General features: G+C 45.0%; 19 protein-coding genes. 12 read left to right on the forward strand and 7 right to left on the reverse strand.

Annotation, left to right across the window (positions count from 1 at the left end; translation table 11 throughout):
• The first annotated feature begins 28 nt into the window (after positions 1-28).
• The 6 genes from rpmB (at position 29) to rsmD (ending at position 7,826) form a co-directional block, all read left to right on the forward strand.
• Complete coding sequence (rpmB, locus tag D0T18_RS01805; RefSeq protein ID WP_012913853.1) at positions 29-223, forward strand: 50S ribosomal protein L28; 195 nt, start codon at positions 29-31, stop codon at positions 221-223.
• A 103-nt stretch (positions 224-326) separates the two neighbouring features.
• Positions 327-2,747 carry an ATP-dependent DNA helicase RecG gene (locus D0T18_RS01810; RefSeq protein ID WP_116440356.1) on the forward strand — a complete coding sequence of 807 codons (2,421 nt, stop codon included), beginning with the start codon at positions 327-329 and terminating at the stop codon, positions 2,745-2,747.
• Positions 2,748-3,036: 289 nt separating this feature from the next.
• Positions 3,037-4,185 carry a PfkB family carbohydrate kinase gene (locus D0T18_RS01815; protein WP_076002633.1) on the forward strand — a complete coding sequence of 383 codons (1,149 nt, stop codon included), beginning with the start codon at positions 3,037-3,039 and terminating at the stop codon, positions 4,183-4,185.
• Between the two features lie 320 nt (positions 4,186-4,505).
• Positions 4,506-5,444, forward strand: a complete 939-nt coding sequence (gene uriH, locus D0T18_RS01820; protein ID WP_033888576.1) for a uridine-preferring nucleoside hydrolase UriH — start codon at positions 4,506-4,508, stop codon at positions 5,442-5,444.
• A gap of 118 nt (positions 5,445-5,562) precedes the next feature.
• Complete coding sequence (gene uriT / locus D0T18_RS01825) at positions 5,563-6,987, forward strand: uridine transporter UriT (RefSeq protein ID WP_004110247.1); 1,425 nt, start codon at positions 5,563-5,565, stop codon at positions 6,985-6,987.
• A gap of 254 nt (positions 6,988-7,241) precedes the next feature.
• Positions 7,242-7,826 (forward strand): 16S rRNA (guanine(966)-N(2))-methyltransferase RsmD, encoded by a 585-nt coding sequence (gene rsmD / locus D0T18_RS01830; protein ID WP_116440357.1) that lies wholly within the window; start codon positions 7,242-7,244, stop codon positions 7,824-7,826.
• Between the two features lie 37 nt (positions 7,827-7,863).
• Here rsmD and trmD read toward each other — a convergent pair whose 3' ends face one another.
• From trmD to cysS, 7 genes are all read right to left on the reverse strand, one after another.
• A complete protein-coding gene (gene trmD / locus D0T18_RS01835) occupies positions 7,864-8,730 on the reverse strand; it encodes a tRNA (guanosine(37)-N1)-methyltransferase TrmD (RefSeq protein WP_004110250.1) in 867 nt (288 codons plus the stop codon).
• 41 nt (positions 8,731-8,771) lie between these two features.
• A complete protein-coding gene (rimM, locus tag D0T18_RS01840) occupies positions 8,772-9,371 on the reverse strand; it encodes a ribosome maturation factor RimM (RefSeq protein WP_033888578.1) in 600 nt (199 codons plus the stop codon).
• A gap of 1 nt (position 9,372) precedes the next feature.
• Entirely contained in the window at positions 9,373-9,606 is a 234-nt protein-coding gene (locus D0T18_RS01845; RefSeq protein ID WP_004105376.1) for an RNA-binding protein, read from the reverse strand.
• Between the two features lie 2 nt (positions 9,607-9,608).
• On the reverse strand, positions 9,609-10,079 hold the full coding sequence (rpsP, locus tag D0T18_RS01850; protein WP_033888579.1) for a 30S ribosomal protein S16: 471 nt from the start codon (positions 10,077-10,079) through the stop codon (positions 9,609-9,611).
• A 116-nt stretch (positions 10,080-10,195) separates the two neighbouring features.
• Complete coding sequence (locus D0T18_RS01855) at positions 10,196-11,371, reverse strand: endonuclease/exonuclease/phosphatase family protein (protein WP_102703369.1); 1,176 nt, start codon at positions 11,369-11,371, stop codon at positions 10,196-10,198.
• Positions 11,368-13,038, reverse strand: a complete 1,671-nt coding sequence (gene ffh / locus D0T18_RS01860; RefSeq protein WP_116440358.1) for a signal recognition particle protein — start codon at positions 13,036-13,038, stop codon at positions 11,368-11,370. Before ffh ends, D0T18_RS01855 begins: the two co-directional genes overlap by 4 nt.
• A gap of 106 nt (positions 13,039-13,144) precedes the next feature.
• Positions 13,145-14,782, reverse strand: coding sequence for a cysteine--tRNA ligase (gene cysS / locus D0T18_RS01865; protein ID WP_033888634.1), 1,638 nt, complete (start codon positions 14,780-14,782; stop codon positions 13,145-13,147).
• 471 nt (positions 14,783-15,253) lie between these two features.
• Between cysS and D0T18_RS01870 the strand changes: the two genes are divergently transcribed.
• The 6 genes from D0T18_RS01870 (at position 15,254) to rpmF (ending at position 19,951) form a co-directional block, all read left to right on the forward strand.
• A complete protein-coding gene (locus D0T18_RS01870; RefSeq protein WP_004110271.1) occupies positions 15,254-16,591 on the forward strand; it encodes a nicotinate phosphoribosyltransferase in 1,338 nt (445 codons plus the stop codon).
• Between the two features lie 234 nt (positions 16,592-16,825).
• A complete protein-coding gene (locus tag D0T18_RS01875; protein WP_004110275.1) occupies positions 16,826-17,155 on the forward strand; it encodes a DUF3039 domain-containing protein in 330 nt (109 codons plus the stop codon).
• Between the two features lie 126 nt (positions 17,156-17,281).
• Complete coding sequence (coaD, locus tag D0T18_RS01880) at positions 17,282-17,830, forward strand: pantetheine-phosphate adenylyltransferase (RefSeq protein ID WP_012913867.1); 549 nt, start codon at positions 17,282-17,284, stop codon at positions 17,828-17,830.
• Between the two features lie 15 nt (positions 17,831-17,845).
• A complete protein-coding gene (locus D0T18_RS01885; protein ID WP_004110279.1) occupies positions 17,846-18,883 on the forward strand; it encodes an SPFH domain-containing protein in 1,038 nt (345 codons plus the stop codon).
• Between the two features lie 2 nt (positions 18,884-18,885).
• Positions 18,886-19,572 carry a YceD family protein gene (locus D0T18_RS01890; protein WP_004110281.1) on the forward strand — a complete coding sequence of 229 codons (687 nt, stop codon included), beginning with the start codon at positions 18,886-18,888 and terminating at the stop codon, positions 19,570-19,572.
• 184 nt (positions 19,573-19,756) lie between these two features.
• A complete protein-coding gene (gene rpmF, locus D0T18_RS01895; protein ID WP_004574042.1) occupies positions 19,757-19,951 on the forward strand; it encodes a 50S ribosomal protein L32 in 195 nt (64 codons plus the stop codon).
• Positions 19,952-20,216 lie beyond the last annotated feature (265 nt).

The raw sequence follows: 20,216 nt of genomic DNA on the forward strand, positions 1-20,216 counted from the left end.
GCAAGTCAAAGAAAATAGGAGTCCAATTATGGCAGCTCGTTGCGCAGTATGTGGCAAGGGACCTCAGACTGGTTTCACTGTTTCACATTCGCATATCCGCAATAAGCGCACCTTCCGCCCGAACCTTCAGCCGGTTCGCACCACCATTGATGGCGAGAACGTTCGCCTTCGTGTGTGCGTGAAATGCATTAAGGCTGGCAAGGTTCAGCGCGTTGAGGCGTGATTCGCGCATTGTATTGCGTTTAAATTGTAAGGCCCTGAGTGTTGCTCGGGGCTTTTTTGTATTTGCGTATTTTTTCGTGCGCACGTTATATTCCTGATTGCGAATGATTTATAATCGAAATATGCTAAATACGCCCACGAACTCAGCCAAAATGCATACTTCGCTTTGTGCAATAATCAGCAATAAGCGACGCGTTTCTGCATTAAAATCTTTGGGCATAGTCACAGTCGAAGACGCATTGACTTACTACCCGTTTAGAGTCACAAGTCCATTGAGAATTGCGAACTTAAAAGATATAAAAATTGGCGAAGAAGTGGCTTTCTATGCGCAAGTTCAGTCAATTAACGTTGTGCCTATGAACGCTCGTCGCGGTTTTAGAATCGAAATTAACGTTTTGCAAGATATGCAAGCGGTAGCTCAACTTATTTATTTTTCTAAAAATCGTCAATACGCTCAGTGGCTTTCCGCAAAGATGCATGTTGGTGAAATGGTTGTTGTTGGCGGTACGTCTAGCGCTTTTAATGGTAAATTGCAATTTACGCATCCTCAAATTCTTACTGTATCTGCTGTAGAAGAAAGCGATAGCTTGCATCAATCTCGCGATACTGTAAGAAGTGTGGAAGATGGTTTGGCGCGTATGAGCGCGCCTATGCCCGTGTATCATGCAAATTCTAGGATTTCCAGCGAGCATATTCACGAAACTATACTTTCTATACTTTCTGCACTTTCTAAAGATTCTGAAGATTCCGCAGCTTCTAAAAATTCCGCAGCTTGCACTAGTGAATTCCTGCAAATCCCAGATATTACGCCTGAATCAGTGCTAAAAAAACGTAACCTCATGACTAGAGCGTCAGCAATATACTCAATTCATAATCCGCAATCAGTTGACGAATTTTATAAAGCTGTTGACTCGTTGCGCTATGAAGAAGCTTTTATTTCCCAAGTAGCTGTATTGCGATCTCGTGAAGATTCTAAAGATAATCAAGCAAAATCTTGTAATAATTCTCTTATAAGAAATGAATTTGTGGAAAGTTTGCCGTTTGAGCTTACTGCAGGTCAAAAAGATGTAATTGATGAGATTGTACGTGACATGCGTGAGCACCATCCGATGCGTCGCTTGCTTCAAGGTGAAGTTGGTTCCGGAAAAACAGTTGTTGCGCTCGCTGCAATGCTCGAGGCAGTTGGATCAGGCTATCAGGCTGTGCTTGTGGCTCCTACTCAAGTTCTGGCGTCTCAACATGCCGAAAATTTGCGCCAAATGATTGCGCGCGCGAATCTAAAGGTGCCTGTAATCGTCGTAACTGGAGGCATGAGACTTGCGGATCGCAGACGTGCGCTAGCGAGTGTGGCAAGTGGAGAGCCTTCGCTTATTGTTGCAACTCATGCAGCGTTCTCGTCGACTTTTAAGCCGACTAATTTAGCTTTGGTAATTATTGACGAGCAACATCGTTTTGGTGTTGAGCAGCGCGATGTTTTGTTGCGCAAAATGAGCGTAGATTCGCATAATAGTGCTGAAAAGTCTTTTACACCGCATCTTTTAGTAATGACTGCAACGCCTATTCCGCGCTCTGCTGCTATGACGTGGTTCGGTGATTTGGATGCTTCGTATTTAACTGAACTGCCTGGAGGTAGAAAACCTATTCGCACTTTTGTTGTGCAAGAATCGGATGCGAATACTATGGCGAGAATGTTTGCGCATATTCGTGCTCGCATTGATGCAGGTGAGCGTGCGTATGTTGTTTGCGCGCATATTGATGATGATTTTAATGAGGATTCTGGTAGGGATTCTGGTAGTGCTTCTGTTAGTAATTTTGGTAGGGATTTTGATAGCGATGAATCTGAAGGTTTTGAAGATGTTTCGCAATCTGTGCAATCTAATCAATCTGAAGAAAATAACGCAGATTCTTTGCGCAAACTTCATACAGTTAACGGCATTTTGAAGCGGCTTTCAGCTTTGCCGCAATTTAAAGGCGTTACTTTTGCTAAGCTTACTGGTCGCGACGATGATGCTACGAAACGCGAAACGATGGAACGTTTTGCGCGCGGAGATGTGCAAGTTCTTGTAGCTACAACGGTTATTGAGGTCGGTGTTGATGTGCCTCAAGCGAGTTGCATTGTGATTTTTGACGCGGATCGTTTTGGTCTTGCGCAATTGCATCAGTTGCGTGGACGTGTTGGGCGTGGTGGCACGAATTCTTGGGCATTTTTGGTTGCGCAAACTGAGGATGGAAGTCTTGCTCAAGAACGTTTGCAAGTTGTTGAAAATTCGCTAGATGGTGCCGTAATTGCTAAGAAAGATTTGGAATTGCGCAATGTTGGCGATGTTCTTGGCGATAAGCAGTCGGGTGGTCGCTCGAGTTTGAAGATTTTGCGAGTTGTTAAGGATGCAAAGATTATCGCTATGGCTCGTGAAGATGCGTTGGAGACTTTGCAAAAAGACACTCATCTTGTTTCGTTGCCGTATCTTGCAGGTGCAGTGCTTGATTTTACGAGAGGTGGAAGTGCGCAAATCGTAAGCAATTAAAATTCTAAAGTTCTGAATTTGCGCGCAAAATATCTTATAAAGATTACAATATTGTATGAATAAATTATCCTATAAAAAAAGTATAAAGAAAAAATTATTGCATATTTATGCACTTAATTTAGTAAAAAATACGGTAAGAAACTATTTTTAATTGATAATTAATATCAACTTTTGTTGGATATAATATAAAAAAACAACAAAATTACATAAATTTACGTGCATATTATGAGAATTGTGAATATCCTAGATAGTAGGCATCATTTGTAATCACAATAGAGATGAGGCGACAATGACCGAACGCGAACAACAAATCTTGACTTGGATTCAACAAAACCCGATGATTAGCCAACAGGAACTTGCAAATCTCGCAGGAATTACTCGTTCAGGTGTGGCTGCTCATATTTCCAATTTAATTCGCAAAGGATATTTACGAGGTAAGGGATATATTGTTACTCCTCCAAGTTATGTGACTGTTGTTGGCGGAATTAGCATGGATGTTCTTGGCATTGCTTGCGGAGATTTGATGGATTACACGTCTAATGCTTCCCGTGTGCGCTATATGCTAGGCGGTGTTGGAAGGAATATTGCAGTCGCGTTGGAACGTCTTAATATTCGCACAAGCATGGTTTCTGTCTACGGTGGCGATCACAACGGAGAGCTTTTCCGCATTGATGCTGCTGCAAACGGCTTAGATATTGGTTATGCGAAGCAACTTCCTGAGTCAATGACTGCTTCGTACATGTATGTTGGTGACGCTTCTGGTCAGCGTTTGCTTGCTTTAGACGATATGAGTATTTACGACCACATGACTCCTGATTTTTTGCGTGAGCGCATGTCCATTATTGAAAATGCTGATATTTTGGTGTTGGATACTAATATTCCGCAAAAGTCAATTGAGTGGCTATGTGACCGTTATCGCCGTCCTATTATTGTTCGTGCAATTACGGATGCAAAAGCTCCTCGAGTGCTTTCTAGATTGTCTCGTATTGACACCCTTATTTTAGATACTGCTGAATCGCAGGCTTTAACTGGCGTTAATGCTGTTGACGAGCGTTCTGCAATTCGCTGTGCGAATGTGCTTCTCAAGCGTGGAGTAAAACGTGTATTTGTAAATGCCGGTCGCGCAGGAGTTGCTTATGGTGTTGCAGATGAGGGAGTGTCGTTCTATCCTGTCCCAGTTAAGCGCGTCCAGAGAATGATGCTAACTCGCGGAAATAGCAATGTTGGTGTTGAAGCAGTCGGCAACGACAACGGTTCTAGCGATGCTGCTACTGCGGCGCTTATTTACGCGCGATATAACGAATTTGATTCTTCAAAAACTGGCAGATTTGCGGTTGCTGCTGCAGCTTTGAATACTGAATCTATGCAGCCTGTACATGAGTTGTTTAATCCAGAACTTATTTCTCAACGCATGACGAATATTCATGAGCGCATTTAATTAGTGCTTTTTGCGCTGATTTTATTTCTTTTATTTAATTTACGAATTAATCTTGTAAATTTTTCTTGCATACAATAGTAGGTCTGCTATACTTGTTATTAGTCATTTGTTTAGTTATATAAACAAATGTTAGGTAATTAGTGTTGTATGATGCAATGGAGCGTATGTGCAGCGAAATGCGTAGTGGCGTACGAGCATGGATCATAGAGCAATTTACGCATAAATTAACAGCAGTTAGTAGCAAACGTAATAGCAAAAATAACTGAAAACTATTTACGTAAGTTATTAACAAGAAGTTAGTTATCTACGAAGGAGTAATGATGACTTCAATCATCCTAGATTGCGATCCTGGCCATGATGACGCCATGGCTATTCTGTTGGCACTTGGTAACCCAAATATTGAGTTGCTCGGCGTAACTACAGTTGGCGGCAACCAAAGTCTCGAAAAAGTCACGTATAATGCGCGTGCAACTCTCGAAATGGCTCGTGCAACTCACATTCCAGTTCACGCAGGCTGCGACCGACCAATGGTCCGCCCTCTGGAAGTTGCGGCTTCCGTGCACGGCGAAAGCGGCTTAGACGGCGTAACGCTTCCAGAACCAACGCGACCATTGGACGAAGGCCACGCTGTAAATTGGATTATTGATACGATTATGAGCAACGAACCTGGCACGATTACGCTTGTACCAACTGGTCCGCTCACCAATATTGCTATGGCAGTGCGCCTTGAGCCACGAATCGTGAGACGTGTGAAGGAAGTTGTGCTCATGGGCGGCGGATATCACGTTGGTAATTGGAGCGCGGTTGCTGAGTTTAATATTAAGGTTGATCCAGAATCTGCGCATGTTGTGTTTAATGAGGATTGGCCTATTACTATGGTCGGCCTTGATTTGACGCATCAGGCACTTTGCACTCCTGAAGTGCAAGCAAAGATTAATGCTATTGGCACGCCTCTTTCTGCGTTTGCTAGCGGTTTGATGGACTTCTTCCGTAAAGCGTATAAGGATAATCAAGACTTTATTGATCCGCCAGTTCATGATCCTTGCACGATTGCTTATTTGATTGACCACAGTGTGGTGGCTACTCGTCGCTGCCCTGTAGACGTTGAAATTAAGGGCGAATTAACAGTTGGTATGACCGTTGCAGATTTGCGCGGACCAGAACCATCCGCAGAAGAATGCCATACGCAAGTTGCAACCAAACTTGATTTCGATAAATTCTGGGATTTGATTATTGACGCGCTGAAGCGTATCGGCTGATTTGTACTAGAATTATTCACGATATTTTGCGCAACAATACTGCAAATTTACCGAAAGAAAATAAAGCGGTAAAGTTGCGCAAAAATAAAATTTATACGAAATTTGATATGAGGCTATTATGACTGAAGTTTCATCTCCAACGCCTTCCATGCTAGACAAGGGTGGGCGATCAATTGTTGCGCTAATGACGGCGCTACTCGTTGCTATTTTTGCTTTCCAGCTCAACGCTTCAATGCTTTCTCCAGCATTAGCAACAATGACAAAAGAGCTTCACGCAACCGATACGCAAATCGGCTTAACTCAAACAGTGTTCTTTACTGCTGCTGCTTTATTCTCACTGTTTTTGCCGCGTTTATCTGATTTAGTCGGTCGTAAGAAGGTGCTTATTGGCATTTTGATTTCAACGATTGCGGGCTGCGTAGTGTCTGCGCTTGCTCCAGATGTGAATATTTTGATGCTTGGACGTATTTTGCAGGGTGCTTCTGGTCCTGTAGTGCCGATGTGCTTGATTATGCTTCGCGTGCGCGTAACTGAAGAAAAGCGTTACGCAAAGCTAATGGCAATTTTGACATCTGTAAACGGTGGTATTGCTGGCGTTGATGCGTTGCTTGGCGGTTGGCTTGCTGGAAAGTTTGGTTTCCGTTCGGTGTTCTGGACTATGGCAGGTATTGCTGTAGCGGCAGTGATTATGGTGATTGTTGCTGCTGAAGAATCTTATGCGGAGGAAACTTCAAAGATGGATTGGTTGGGCGTTGTGACGCTTGGTATTGCGTTCCTTGCAGCATATCTTGCTATTAATGAAATTGATAAGCTTGCAAATGCTAACTTGACTATGGTTGCAGGCCTTGTGGTAGTGGCTGTAATCTTCTTCGCGATTTTCTGGAGAATTGAAGGAAAGATTGCTGCTCCTTTGGTTTCGACGCATTACATGAAGCAGCGTCGCACGTGGGGCTTGCTTTCTTGCACGCTGCTTACCATGACTGGCGTTTTTGCTTTGATGAATGGTGTAGTGCCGCAGCTTGCTCAGGATGCTAAGTTTGGTGCTGGCTTGGGTGCTGACGTGGTGAGCTTTGCAACGTTGACGCCTTACGCAATTATTGGCTTCTTGTTTGGGCCTGTGGCTGGTATGCTGGCTGCCAAGTTTGGTTACCGTTTGGTACTTCGTGCTGGCATTATTGTCAGTGTGATTGGCGTTGTGTTTGGTATGTATGTTGCTAATAATCCATCGGTGTGGTCTTTGGTTGCGCTTTCGCTGGCTTTGGGCGTAAGCTACGCAGGTGTTGCAAACATTATGCTTAACGGACTTGGTATTGTGCTTTCTCCAAAGGATAATCCAGGATACTTGCCAGGCATGAACGCTGGTGCTTTTAACTTGGGTGCTGGCTTAAGCTTCGCAATCCTGTACGCTGTGATGACGAATGTTGCAGGAACTAATGGTGCAACAGGCGGATACATGGCTTCGATGGTTGCGGGCATTGTGTTGCTTGCGCTTGCGTTTGCTTGCTCCTTCTTAATCCCGAATCCTGAAGAAGTAAATAAGTAAGATTGACGCGTGAGTTTGCGTAATCTTAAGTGAATAAAATTAAGCGGTAAAGCTAGGATTTCCTATGCTTTGCCGCTTTTTGCTTTCTGCGTGCGACACTTCCTTTACACAGCTGTAAAGCGAGTATCGAAACCGAAAACAAATGCCAGTAAATTCTCCAACAAATGTGTTTAAAACTCATAGACAATACTAAATAATCACAAAATCGCATTGAGTAACAATGACTGTCGGGAGGGGGAGGATAAGCTAGAAGAATGCACATTATTGCTGGACGTTTTAAATCTTTGCCGCTTACTTCAGCGCAGTCGTGTACAAGACCTACTACAGATCGCACGAAAGAAGCGATATTTTCTAGGCTCGATTCGTGGGATGTTATGCACAATGCTCGCGTTCTTGATTTATTCGCCGGCACAGGTGCGTTAGGAGTTGAGGCGCTATCTCGTGGCGCGCGTGAGCTTGTTTCTGTTGAAGCAAATTCGCAAGCGGCTGCGCTGATACTTCGTACGTCGAAAGCGTTGCAGAGTTCAAAGGTTTGGGATTCTGCGCTTTCTATGAGGGTTCTTCGAAAGCGCGCGGAGCAGTTCGTTGCGGATTATAGTGGGGAAGCGTTTGACTTGATTTTTATTGATCCGCCTTATGCTTACGAAACTGCGGATTGCGAAAGTTTATTGACTTCGATGATTGCGAGCGGAGTTGCGAGCGTTTCTGCGGATACGTTGATTGTGTTGGAGCGTAGCGCGCGAAGTGTTTTGCCGACTATGCCTGAGGGCTGGGAGCTGTCTGATACGCGTAATTACGGAGAAACTTCCGTGCTGTTCATTCAGTCTAAGCGCGATTGATTTGATTTTCTGCGTTTGTTTCTAAAATGATTCGAAACTATTGACAGTTTTTGCGCGGATGTTCGCCGGAAACTTCCCATCCGAGCGACATAAGCGTTTTTCGATCCGATTTATCTAGCTTGTGGCAGTCCAATTTTTTAATCAAGTCAGGTCGAATTTCGCTTGTACGAGATATAGCTTCATCTCGACGAAAACGATCAACTTTGGCGTGATTTCCGGAAGTGAGTATTTCCGGAACGCTTATACCGCGCCAAGTAGTTGGACGCGTGTATTGATGGTGTTCCAAAAGTGCGTCCGAGCCTGTGTACGACTCTTCAACAATCGACTCAGGATTTCCCATAAACCCCGGGATTAAGCGTGTAATTGCCTCAAGCATAACGCTTACTGCAACTTCTCCGCCATTTAGCACGTAATCGCCAATTGAATACTCGCGTACGTCAATTCCTTGCGCTCGGTAATATTCTGGAATCCTAGCGTCGTAGCCTTCGTATCTGCCGCATCCAAATACTAAATGATTTGCGTTGCTTAATTCTGTTGCGTCTTTTTGCGTAAATAGTGGGGCAGAAGGGTTTGGGAATATAAGAATTGGTTTAGTTGAGTCTATTTTATTAGTCGCGATTTTTGCTTCTTCGCAACTATCGCACGTATCGCACGTATTTTTTACTTCAGATTTTGGCAAGCTAAGCAGCTCGTCTAAGCATTCCGCCCAAACCTCAGGTTTCATAACCATGCCAGCACCACCGCCAACCGGCGTGTCATCAACAGATTGATGCACATCGTGAGTCCATTTGCGTAAATTGTATGCGCGAATTTGCAATAAACCATTATTTTGCGCTTTGCCTAACAAACTTAGGTCTAGCATGCGAAAATATTCTGGGAATACGGAAATAATATCGATGTCCATCATAAGGCACTCTACTACGAAAACTGATAAAACTATGAAAACTACGAAAGCCCCGGAATTAAACCGCCAGGAGGATTAATAGTCAAATACCCGTTTGCAACGTCAACTTCCGGCACAATAGCTTCAACAAATGGCACGAGCGCTGTTTTATGTTCTTCGTCAACCGGATGATCTAAACGGATTTTCAGTAACGATTGCGCGCCGTCGAGCACATCCACGACTTTTCCAATAATTTTAGGAGTAAGCCCAAGCTGATTTTCTTCGCACAAACGCGCTTGCAAACCGACCAAATCCTTAATATACCAAGCATTTTCGGCAGCAAGTTCTTGCGCATCTTCCGCATGCACATACAATTCAGTGCCATTAAGTGCTTCCGCATCGTTGCGATTTTGTGATTCTTCGAATAGTAAAATCCAACGATTTTTGAATGTTCTTGCGTTCTCAATAACGAACTCGCGCTCGCCGTCTGCAGTGCACAATACATTTCCTGGCTCAAAACGTTCGTAAGGCTCATCTGTAAAAATTTGTACAGTAACTTCGCCTTTTAAACCTTGGGCTTTACCGATACGACAAACCCTCAGCAGGTCATTACGACTTTGCTGAGGGTTGTCAAAAGATTGTTGGTCTAATGCCACGTTCATCTCACTTACGTACGTCCATAATGTCAACGCGCACATTGTGGTTGCTCAAAGCTTGCACAACAATGCGAATTGCATTAGCGGTACGACCATTGCGTCCAATAACGCGACCAATATCTTCAGGATTCACGCGTACTCGAAGCAATTCGCCGCGAGCATTTTCGTGAGAACGTACCGACACGTCATCTGGAAAATCCACGATGTTCTTAATGAGATGTTCAACAGCTTGAGCCAGCATGATTACTCAGCCTTTTCCTCGGCTTCGGCAGCTTCCGCAGCTTCAGCTGGGGCTTCTTCGGCTTCGTTTGCAGCGGCTTCAGCTGCAGCCTGAGCCTTAGCAGCGGCTTCAGACTTAGCGGCCTTCAGCTTCTGAGCTTCAGCTTCAACAGCTTCAACGCGAGCCTGTGCGTCTGGACCAGCTTCAGAAGTCTTCAACGTGCCTTCGGCACCGTCGAGACCCTTGAACTTCTGCCAGTCACCAGTGATCTTCAAGAGTTTCAACACTGGTTCGGTTGGCTGTGCGCCAACGCCAAGCCAGTACTGTGCGCGCTCAGAATCAATCTGAATCATAGATGGCTGCTTGTTTGGATCGTAAACGCCGATCTCTTCGATGGACTGACCGTTGCGCTTGTTGCGTGAATCAGAAATGACTACACGGTAGAAGGCATAGAACTTCTTGCCCAATCGCTTAAGACGAATCTTGGTTGCCAAAATGGCTCTCCTTATAACTAGAGTCGTGGAATTTCGTTCGGGTGTGGGGCACTCCTTGCGAGCTTCCACATGTTCCTCACGTGGTCGGGAAGAGGGCGCCGATTCACGCGAATAACTTATCTATTATGCCTGCGCGCTTGGACGTTTTTATCTAGTGATTGTAGGTCGATTGCTGCGATGTATGCTAAGTGATCAGTGCCGTCGACAACTACATTCTTTTGCCATAGTGCGTTAGATTTACAGTTTTTTGCGCAAAATAGCACATGGTCAAGTGTAAGATTTGGCCACTTAAGCCATGTAGGCCATGTGCGTAGACGCTTTCCAAGCGAAAGCGCAACGTCTGTAAATCCGTATTTCAAAAGCGAGCGAAAGCTTGGGTGGTCGACTGTGGAATTAAGATCGCCAGTAACAATAGTAAGAGTTGCTAAATCGCAAGTTTTCGAAGTAGATTCGTCAGCGCATTCGTTAGTGCAATCGGCGAAAGAATCAGTAGTAGAATCAATAGTCGCAAGTGCGCGAATTCCATTACTCCAAGCAGCACACCCACGCATCGGTGACTTTGGATGTGCAGAAGCAAATTTCACCAAAACTTTTTCATTTGCACCAAAATCTAAGCAAGTTGTAACGCTTGGTACGCTTGCAGCTTCAATTTTTACAGAATTATTGCAAGTAGAAATCGCGGAATATTGCGTAAAAATAGCGTTGAATCCGCCGTTATTATGCTCACTTTGCGCACCTACGCACGAAGTTGGAAAAATTTCGTATATTCCAAGTTTTTCAAGATTTTTTACTAAAGACTCGCTTAATTCTTGTAAAAGTAACGTATTTACGTGATATTTTTTCGTTATTTCTATTATTTCGGATGCACTCGCTTTTCCGTATCTGCAGTTAAGAGTCATCACGCGTATTTCTTGATGCCGTTCCTTGCAGCTTTTGCGCGACGATTTGCTTTCGTGCAACCTACGCAATCTTTCAAACCAGTACGGCGTATGCGACTTAAGCGAAATCAAAAATAGCGCAGCGTAAGCAACGCATAAATATCCGTAAGATTTCGCGTAAGATTGTGCTAAATTAAGCGATTTCGTTACTTTCTCTGCGCAGCATGTATACAGCAAAAAAGCGCCAAAATTACACAAAAACAGTGCTCCCACAACGTAAGTTGCAAGTGGAAGCAACGCAATAACATACGGAAGTGGGTTATATTTATCCGCACCTGCTGGCAGCCAACGCATCAGCTGCCACAAAAGAAGCGGCACAAATATAACCCACAAAAACGCCAATACTAAAATCATCGACCGAATAAGCCAGCTAATCCGCCGCCAAAGTTAGGTGGCAGTTGATTATCTTGATTTGCGTCTTTGGAATTCATAAGTTCCTTAAGTCCTTCAGGAAGATTCTGAAGATTTGGTTGCTGTGGCTTTGCAAAAGCAGAACCTGCAACATCGTCGCTAGTAGATTCGCCAGAAAGACGCTCACGCAACGCGCGCTCTTCAGCTTCCCTGCGCATTGGATTTCCGGACTTTCCGACCTTCTTCTTGCCTTTCTTGTCTTTGCGCTTCGACTTACTGCCGGCTCCACCGAATCCAGGAATGCCGCCCATGCCAGGCATTCCAGCTCCACCGCTCATTCGCTTCATCATTTTTGCAGCCTGTTCGAAACGTTGCAAAAGTGCATTAACTTGCGAAACGCTCACACCTGATCCGGCAGCAATTCTCGCGCGGCGAGATCCGTCAATAATCTTTGTATTTCTACGCTCTTGAGGAGTCATAGAGCGAATAATCGCCTCAGTGCGGTCAATTTCCTTATCGTCAAACTGCTCAAGCTCTTGACGGTGGGCAGCCATTCCAGGCATCATACCCAAAAGCTTCTTCATTGAGCCAAGCTTACGAACTTGCTGAAGCTGCTCCAAAAAATCATCCAAACCAAAGCTGCCTTCAGCTATTTTTGCAGCAGCCTTGCGTGATTCTTCTTCGTCGAACTGCTTCTGTGCGTGCTCAATAAGCGTCAAAATATCGCCCATATCGAGTATGCGTGAAGCCATTCGATCAGGATGGAAGATTTCAAAATCCTTCAAACCTTCACCTGTAGAGGCAAACAAAATCGCTTTTCCAGTAACGCTTGCAACCGAAAGTGCAGCACCGCCTCGAGCGTCGCCATCAAGCTTAGAAAGCACAACGCCGGTAAAGTTTACGCCATCGTTAAAAGCTTGAGCAGTGCGAACAGCATCTTGACCAATCATTGCGTCAATAACAAACAGCACTTCTTGCGGTTGCACGGCATCGCGAATATTGCGTGCCTGCTTCATGAGCTCTTCGTCAACACCCAAACGACCTGCGGTATCAATAATCACAGTGTCATACATTTTTTCGCGCGCATAATTAATAGAATCGCGCGCAACCTTAACCGGGTCGCCTTTAGTGAACCATGGCAAAGAAATCGCACTTCCGCCTGTTTGTACGCCCTTTTCTGGAGCAAATACAGGAACTCCTGCGCGCTCGCCAACAACTTGCAGCTGCGTGACTGCATTAGGTCGTTGCAAATCTGCTGCTACAAGCAAAGGAGTATGGCCTGCATCCTTCAGCCAGTAGCCTAGCTTTCCAGCAAGCGTAGTTTTACCCGCACCTTGCAAACCTGCAAGCATAATTACAGTTGGAGGATACTTTGCAAAATTAAGCTGCCTATCTACACCTGCGCCCAATACTTGCGTAAGCTCGTCGTTTACAATTTTCACAACTTGCTGAGCTGGGTTTAAAGCGTGCGAAACTTCCTCACCAAGAGCGCGCTCGCGAATTCGAGCAGTGAATGAGCGGACTACTTCCAACGCAACGTCTGCGTCGAGAAGTGCGCGGCGAATCTCGCGAATTGTGCCGTCAATATCGGATTCTGATAGCTTGCCTTTGCTGCGCAAATGCTTAAAAGCATTGGAAAGGCGGTCTGTTAACGAACTAAATGCTGCCATAGTTTTCCATTCTACCTGTTGTTGCTAACGTAACTTTAGTGCAATTGCTAACTTGATTTGCTAATTAATACTTTCGCGTTTTCTTTTGCTTTTGCGTTACTTTCGTTTATTGCAAATGCCAAGATGATTCTTGCGAAGTATCGACAATTACAATTCCTGCGTTATTTAACGCGTCGCGAATAGCATCTGCAGTAGCAAAATCCTTTGCTTTTCTAGCATCTGCTCTAGCTTTAAGTTGCAAAGTAATTAAAGAGTCCAAAGCTGAGTGTTCTTTGTTTTCCTTGCCGTTTGAGCCTTCTGCAGGCGATTGATTATCGTTCGAAGCCCACGTTTGTGCGTAAGGATCCAAGCCCAAAGTATCTAACATAGCTCGCACTTGCAAAACAGCGAGATATATGAGCTTTTGTACGCTTTCGCTTTGTGCTTGTGAAGAATCTTTGCTGCAGTCGTCAATAAGAGTATTTCCTTGACGAATTGTAGTAAATATTTCTGCGATTGCGCCAGAAACGTTAATGTCATCGTTCATAGCGCGAGTGAAATCTTCCGGAAGCTCGTCTGCGTTAACAGAGCGCACTTCTTCGCAAGTTGGCTTCTTGTCAAGCAATCTGTCAGCTCTCTCGAGGAAGTTCATAATGCGATCATAAGCCGATTTTGACTCCACCAAAGCTTGGTCAGACCACTCCAACATTGCGCGATATTGCACTGCTCCCAAAGCATATCGCACAACCCAAGCCGAATTATTTGCCAAAACTACTGGTACGGAAAGACCATTTCCCAACGATTTTGACATTTTTTCACCTTTGGCGGTAACCCATGCTGAATGCATCCACACATTGGCGCTTTCCCATCCAGCAGCACGCGTTTGTGCCATTTCGTTTTCGTGGTGAGGGAAACGCAAATCCAGGCCGCCTCCGTGAATATCGAAATCATTTCCAAGATAACGATGGCTCATAGCAGAGCATTCAATATGCCAACCAGGGCGTCCCTCGCCAAAAGGAGTTTTCCAGCGCGCATCCGGCTGATCGAAATCGCAAGGTGCTTTCCAAAGTGCGAAATCCCTAGGATCGTGTTTGTCTGGTGAAGCATCTGCAGGATCTGTTGGATTGTAAATATCGTTTTCGGCAGCGTCTACGCTTGGACCTTTCGCGTCTGCGATAGCTGCGGCTTCATCTGCGCAAGTTTCATTTTGGTTCTGATTTTGGTGCGTTAATTCGCCGTAATGCTCCCAACTTGGCACGTCAAAATAGACATTTCCAGTAGGATTTCCGTCATTGTCTTTAATAACATATGCGTGACCGCGTTCGATTAAGCGTTCAATCAGCTCAACCATGTCTGTAATATGACCTGTTGCGCGTGGCTCAACTGTTGGCGCAAGCACTCCTAAAGTATTGTAGGATTTTGTAAATTCGCGCTCGTAAATATATGCTCGTTCCCACCAATTTTGCCCTGATTCGTTGGCTTTTTTCATAATTTTGTCGTCAATATCTGTGACGTTTCTAACAAACGTGACTTTGTATCCTAAACGCAGCATCCAGCGACGGATTATATCGAATGCGATCGCTGCGCGAATATGACCAATATGCGGAGAACTTTGCACTGTTGCGCCGCACACGTACATGCCTACTTGACCATGCTTTTTAGGTACGAAAGTGTTCGTTGAATGTGAAGCCGTGTTGTATAAGTGCAGGTTTTCTGCGGCTTTAGTAACTTTTGCAGTCTCTTCGTTCAAACTCTTATTAAGCATAATTGCTATTATAAATGCTTCTTTATACTGCGATTTGGCATTGCTTTGTCTATTACTCCAAACGTGCGCAACTTTTCTCGCGTTGGCGCGACGGCCTGCTTGAGCGTAGCACAGCGCGCGCGAAAGCAACTCGGAGCGGAAACTCGCTTAGGTTGGAAGTCCAGTGGACTTCCAACGCGAGTTTCGTAAGCGAGCGCTTATAGTGCGAGCTTGTGGTTTGGCACTCCAAATGTGGGGAACTTATCTCGCGTTTGGAGCGTTATCCGTTGCGCAGTGCTCAGGTATATCGTCGCGCTCGCTGTTTCCCACACAGCCCAAGTATCAGCCAAGTAACAAGCTCAGTAGATAGAGCTAATATGATTCCAGTGTTACGTTGCGAATACTTATTAACTACTCGCGCGAATACGCCACTCCCAAAGAATTGGTAATTAGTAACTAGTTTTTATTTTGTTCGTTACTGAAAGGAATATCATGGCTGAGATTTCATCTGCTCTTATGACGGACATGTATGAATACACTATGCTCGACGCTGCTCTTAAAGACGGCACTGCAAATCGCAAGTGCGTTTTTGAAATTTTTACGCGCCACTTGCCTCAAGGTCGTCGTTACGGAGTCGTTGCCGGCATGGGTCGCATTTTGGAAGAGCTGCAAAAATTCCATCTTTCGGAAGATGATTTGCGTTTCTTAAGTGATCGTAAAATTGTTAGCGCAGAAACCATTGAATGGCTGGAAAATTTCCGATTCCACGGTAAAATTTCCGGTTATCGCGAAGGTGAGATGTTCTTCCCTAACTCGCCAATTTTGCAAGTAGAAGGCACTTTTGGTGAGTGCACTTTGCTTGAAACTGTGCTTCTTTCTGTGCTTAATTATGATTGCGCGGTTGCGTCTGCCGCAGCACGTATGGTTTCTGCCTCCGCAGGTCGTCCTTGCATGGATATGGGCGGCCGTCGCACAAACGAATATTCTGCAGTTGCTGCATCTCGCGCAGCGGTTATTGGCGGTTTTAAGGGAACCGCAAACTTGCTTGCTGCAAAACTTTACGGATTGAAGGCAATCGGAACCGCAGCTCACTGCTTTACTCTTGTTCACGACACTGAGCGTGACGCTTTCACTTCTCAAATTGCCGCTCTTGGCAAAGGCACTACGCTTCTTGTTGACACTTATAATATTGAGGAAGCTGTAAAGACAGCTGTGGAAGTTGCAGGCCCTGATCTTGGTGGAATTCGTATTGATTCTGGAGATTTGTGCGCTTTGGCTCGTCGCGTAAGAAATCAGCTCGACGAGTTGGGTGCTAAAAACACAAAGATTACAGTTACTAATGATTTGGACGAGTATGCTCTTGCTTCCTTACAAAATGCGCCTGTGGATTCTTACGGCATCGGCACAATGCTTGTAACCGGCTCCGGTGCTCCAACTTGCGCAATGGTTTATAAGCTTACTGAGCGCGAGGGAGCAGATGGTGTAATGCAACCTGTTGCTAAGCGTTCTAAGAATAAAGCGACTGTGCCTGGACGTAAGTTGGCGTATCGTTCATACGATTACAGCAACGATTCTTGCGGTGTAGCTGATTGCGAACGCGTGATTTCTGGTTCGGAAGTTGCGCTCGCTCAGTTTAAGCCTAAGGATTCGTGGGAAAATCTGCTAGTTGATTACATGGTCGACGGTGAAGCTGACGAACAGTTTATGGGTCACGATGCGATTATGCGCGCACAGGATTATTGCGCTTCTGCTTTGAAGCGACTGCCTTTGGCTGCGCAAAGTTTGATGCGCGGAGACCCTGCAATACCAACAGAAATTCAAGTACTGTAAAAGTACTATAAATTAATCTTTTTAAAACTAAACTTTACTAAATAACTAAATAAGATTCGCAAATAATTTTCGCGAATAATTCGTAAATAATTCATGCGTAAAGACTAACGTTTCTGACAGCTTTTTTGAGCGTTTGTTGCGATAATGCTTTATGCTTGATTTTGCTAATAAAATTCAATTAAATTTTAGTGCGCTACGAAATTCGTTACACAATGCGTTACGAAAGGATGCGATATGTTTTCATCTTTAGAAGCAGATAATGCGTTAGATGCTGTTATGGAATCTGGTTCGCAATCCGCAGATCCAGATTCTGGTTCCGGCACAAGCACTTCTGTTCTAGAACGTCCAGAAGTTGACGAAGATGCTCGTCTAGATGATGGTGGTAATGCAGATCGTTTTGCGCACTATGTGTCAAAAGACAGAATTGAAGAGTCGCGCTTAACTGGTCGACCAGTGGTAGCTTTATGCGGTAAAGTGTGGATTCCTCGACACGAAGCAAATGACTACCCAGTTTGCCCTGAATGCAAGCGCATATACGAGGAATTAGGAAAGTTTAATTTTTAAGTAATTATGCTGCGTATTTAAGTAGTTTATATTGCGTATTAGCGTTACTTCTATCTTTAACGATAAAAGTAACGCTATTTTTTAATATATTTTTGTTCTGAGCGCAATGGGTGATAATCTAAAAGCATGACTATAGCTGTGTGCCCCGGCTCGTATGATCCAGTCACTGCCGGCCATTTAGACGTAATACAACGTTGTACGCATCTATTTGATGAAGTACATGTGCTAGTTGCGGTAAATGCCGCAAAGACTCCGTTATTTTCTGAATCTGAGCGCGTAAAAATTATTCAAGAAGCAATAAATAATTTGCCGCAATCTCAAAATAGCTTCAATCGCGATTGCAAAATAGTAGTAACTTCAACAGCTGGTTTGATTACTGACTACTGTACAAAAGTTGGTGCTACAGTAATCGTAAAAGGCTTACGTCAAAACGGTGATTATGAGGCAGAACTTGGAATGGCACTAGTGAACCGCAAATTAGCAGGTATCGAAACGCTTTTCCTACCTGCTGATCCTGTGCTTGAGCATGTTTCAAGCTCTGTGGTTAAAGATGTTGCTCGTCATGGGGGAAATGTTACTGGCATGGTTCCAGATAACGTAATACCCTTATTAAAAAAGCTTTTTAGTGAGCAATCATTAGGCGTAGATAATAATTCATCTATGCTGAACAATTGAACAGGAGAGTAGAAGATGACAAATAAAAATGAACTTACTGACGTGACTTCTGGATTATCTAGTGAAGGAGACGACACGATGGAGCGTGAAGTGCAAGTTGATCGCAATCAAAAGCTTCCATTACATCCGGTTCTCGCAGATGAAGAAGATGCTCAAGACGGCGTTGTAAATACAACACATTCCGACGTGCGAAGTGCGCGTGAAGGCGACCTATTAGTTGATGCAGATGCTGACAATACAGAAACGTCATCTGTTGCGGCAGTTGGAAGTGTTTCTGCTGCGGAAGATGTGCGAGATAATGGCGTTGATAGTGCAAATCAGAACAAGAAAAATAGCAAAGCAGCTTCTTCGCCAGCATCATTTTCTCCTTTCCCTCTTCCAGATTTACGAGAGCGAGAAGATGGTGGCGTTATCGACTTTGAAGAAAATGAATCTGAAACTTCAAAAGTAGCTGCAGAAACAATAAGCGATGAAGCGCGTTCAAAGAGCCGCGCTGAATTTACTACAGTTTACGACATTATTGACGCAATGGAAGCAACTCTTTCGGAAGCCAAGAATGTTTTGTTTGCTGCAGGAATGGTAAAAATTGATCGCGATGAGTTCGTTGACCAGTTAGCGCGTTTGAAAGATATGCTTCCTGTGCAATTGGAGCGAGCTTCTGCGTTAATGCGAGAAGCAGAGCGACGTTTGCGTACAGCGCAAGCACAAGCAAGCTCTATTGTTTCTTCAGCGCAATCTCAATCTGCAGAAATAATTGAAGAAGCGCAAGAGCGTGCTCAATTTTTAGCAGGTCAAGAAAACGTAACGGCTTTAGCAAAACAGAAAGCTCGCGATATTCTCGCTACTGCGCAAGCAAAATCAGACAAGCTTACGCAAGGTGCGGATCAGTATTGCGCGACTGTTATGGAAGGCTTAAAGCAGCAGCTAGATAAATTAGAACAAGATGTGCAAGCGGGTCAGCGAGTGTTGGAAGATCGTCGTCGAGCTGCAGCGCACGTACAAAATGACATTAGCTCATCATTGTATGACGATGATGAAGAGGAAAGGAATTAGTAATGGCTTCGCATCCATCCCAATCACCATGGGCGGTTCCAGTAGCGCAAATGGCTGCGCGCGCTGGTAGTAGCATGTCGTTGCATCGCGTATTTCCGGCGCCGGAAGGTATTGGAGATTACGTTATTGGCGTAAAGCCAGGCAGTGATGTTATGGTTGATGGCGATTTTGATGCTGTGGTTGACGGCTTAATGTTTCAGGGCAGTATTACTGCCCCGGTGCATGCAGAATGTACTCGATGCTTGATGCCGCTTCGTCGCGATTGGAAAGTGGATGTGTGCGTATTCTTTCCATATGCTGACTCGCGTTCTAATCGTTCGGATAATCGCAATACTCGTGGCGATGCGGATGAAGCTGAATCGCAAATTTGGGATGAAAATGACGAGTCGGGCAATGTGTATCCGCTAGTTGCGGGTGGTGATTTTGCGGATATTGAGGCTCTTATTCGCGACACGATGGTAAGTGAGCTGCCGTTGCAACCGTTGTGCGAGCCGGATTGTCGCGGACTTTGCTCTCAGTGTGGCGAAAACTTAAACGAGCATCCAGATCATCATCATGACGTTACGGATATTCGTTTTGCTGCTTTAGAGGATTTGAAAGCTCAGCTTGAGCAGAATGAAAAGCGCGACGACCTGCCTGAGCGCTGCGATTTAGCGCGCGAAGGCAACTCGGAGCGGAAACTCGCTTAGGTTGGAAGTCCAGTGGACTTCCAACGCGAGTTTCGTAGCGAGCGCTTAGAGCGCGAGCTTTTGCGCAAAACAGATTTCGCTTAAATCTCACTCAAGTTCACGTAAATTAGCAATTTGTACGGCGCTTGCTGTAATATACAGAACGCTTAAGCTCAATCGATTGAACGAAATAGAGGAAAGAATTATGGCACTGCCTAAGTACAAGACCTCGCGTGCTAATACGCATTCGCGTCGCGCTAATTGGAAGGCGTCTGCCGTGCAGACTGTGACTTGCCCGAACTGCGGTTCTCAGGCATTCCCACACATGGCTTGCCCATCTTGCGGAACCTTCCGTGGTCGTGTTTATCGTGAAGCTATTCGCTCCGAGCACACCAAGTAGGTTTTATTAATAGAAACCCTGCCATCGACGGGTGGCAGGGTTTTTCTTTTTCTTGCGTATTGTGGCTGTGAGGGGTGGGTGTTGCTTGCGCGACGACCTGCTTTCGCGCAGCATTGTGCTCGCGAAAGCAACTCGGAGCGTGAGCTTGCTCAGGTGGAAAGTCCAGTGGACTTTCCACGCAAGCTCAGCCGAGCGGCAATTAGCCGTGAGGACAGCGCTACGCTCTTACTTAATGTGGCGCGAGTTTTGGGGGATTTCTCTCCTC

It is taken from the genome of Gardnerella swidsinskii (assembly GCF_003397705.1).
GTDB classification, from domain to species: Bacteria; Actinomycetota; Actinomycetes; order Actinomycetales; family Bifidobacteriaceae; genus Bifidobacterium; species Bifidobacterium swidsinskii.

Excerpts from the sequence above, each read along its gene's own strand:
- rpmB (WP_012913853.1), top strand. The coding sequence starts at position 29 with ATGGCAGCTCGTTGCGCAGTATGTGGCAAGGGACCTCAGACTGGTTTC.
- D0T18_RS01810 (WP_116440356.1), top strand. The coding sequence starts at position 327 with ATGATTTATAATCGAAATATGCTAAATACGCCCACGAACTCAGCCAAA.
- D0T18_RS01815 (WP_076002633.1), top strand. The coding sequence starts at position 3,037 with ATGACCGAACGCGAACAACAAATCTTGACTTGGATTCAACAAAACCCG.
- uriH (WP_033888576.1), top strand. The coding sequence starts at position 4,506 with ATGACTTCAATCATCCTAGATTGCGATCCTGGCCATGATGACGCCATG.
- uriT (WP_004110247.1), top strand. The coding sequence starts at position 5,563 with ATGACTGAAGTTTCATCTCCAACGCCTTCCATGCTAGACAAGGGTGGG.
- rsmD (WP_116440357.1), top strand. The coding sequence starts at position 7,242 with ATGCACATTATTGCTGGACGTTTTAAATCTTTGCCGCTTACTTCAGCG.
- trmD (WP_004110250.1), bottom strand. The coding sequence starts at position 8,730 with ATGGACATCGATATTATTTCCGTATTCCCAGAATATTTTCGCATGCTA.
- rimM (WP_033888578.1), bottom strand. The coding sequence starts at position 9,371 with ATGAACGTGGCATTAGACCAACAATCTTTTGACAACCCTCAGCAAAGT.
- D0T18_RS01845 (WP_004105376.1), bottom strand. The coding sequence starts at position 9,606 with ATGCTGGCTCAAGCTGTTGAACATCTCATTAAGAACATCGTGGATTTT.
- D0T18_RS01855 (WP_102703369.1), bottom strand. The coding sequence starts at position 11,371 with ATGATTTTAGTATTGGCGTTTTTGTGGGTTATATTTGTGCCGCTTCTT.
- ffh (WP_116440358.1), bottom strand. The coding sequence starts at position 13,038 with ATGGCAGCATTTAGTTCGTTAACAGACCGCCTTTCCAATGCTTTTAAG.
- cysS (WP_033888634.1), bottom strand. The coding sequence starts at position 14,782 with ATGCTTAATAAGAGTTTGAACGAAGAGACTGCAAAAGTTACTAAAGCC.
- D0T18_RS01870 (WP_004110271.1), top strand. The coding sequence starts at position 15,254 with ATGGCTGAGATTTCATCTGCTCTTATGACGGACATGTATGAATACACT.
- D0T18_RS01875 (WP_004110275.1), top strand. The coding sequence starts at position 16,826 with ATGTTTTCATCTTTAGAAGCAGATAATGCGTTAGATGCTGTTATGGAA.
- coaD (WP_012913867.1), top strand. The coding sequence starts at position 17,282 with ATGACTATAGCTGTGTGCCCCGGCTCGTATGATCCAGTCACTGCCGGC.
- D0T18_RS01885 (WP_004110279.1), top strand. The coding sequence starts at position 17,846 with ATGACAAATAAAAATGAACTTACTGACGTGACTTCTGGATTATCTAGT.
- D0T18_RS01890 (WP_004110281.1), top strand. The coding sequence starts at position 18,886 with ATGGCTTCGCATCCATCCCAATCACCATGGGCGGTTCCAGTAGCGCAA.
- rpmF (WP_004574042.1), top strand. The coding sequence starts at position 19,757 with ATGGCACTGCCTAAGTACAAGACCTCGCGTGCTAATACGCATTCGCGT.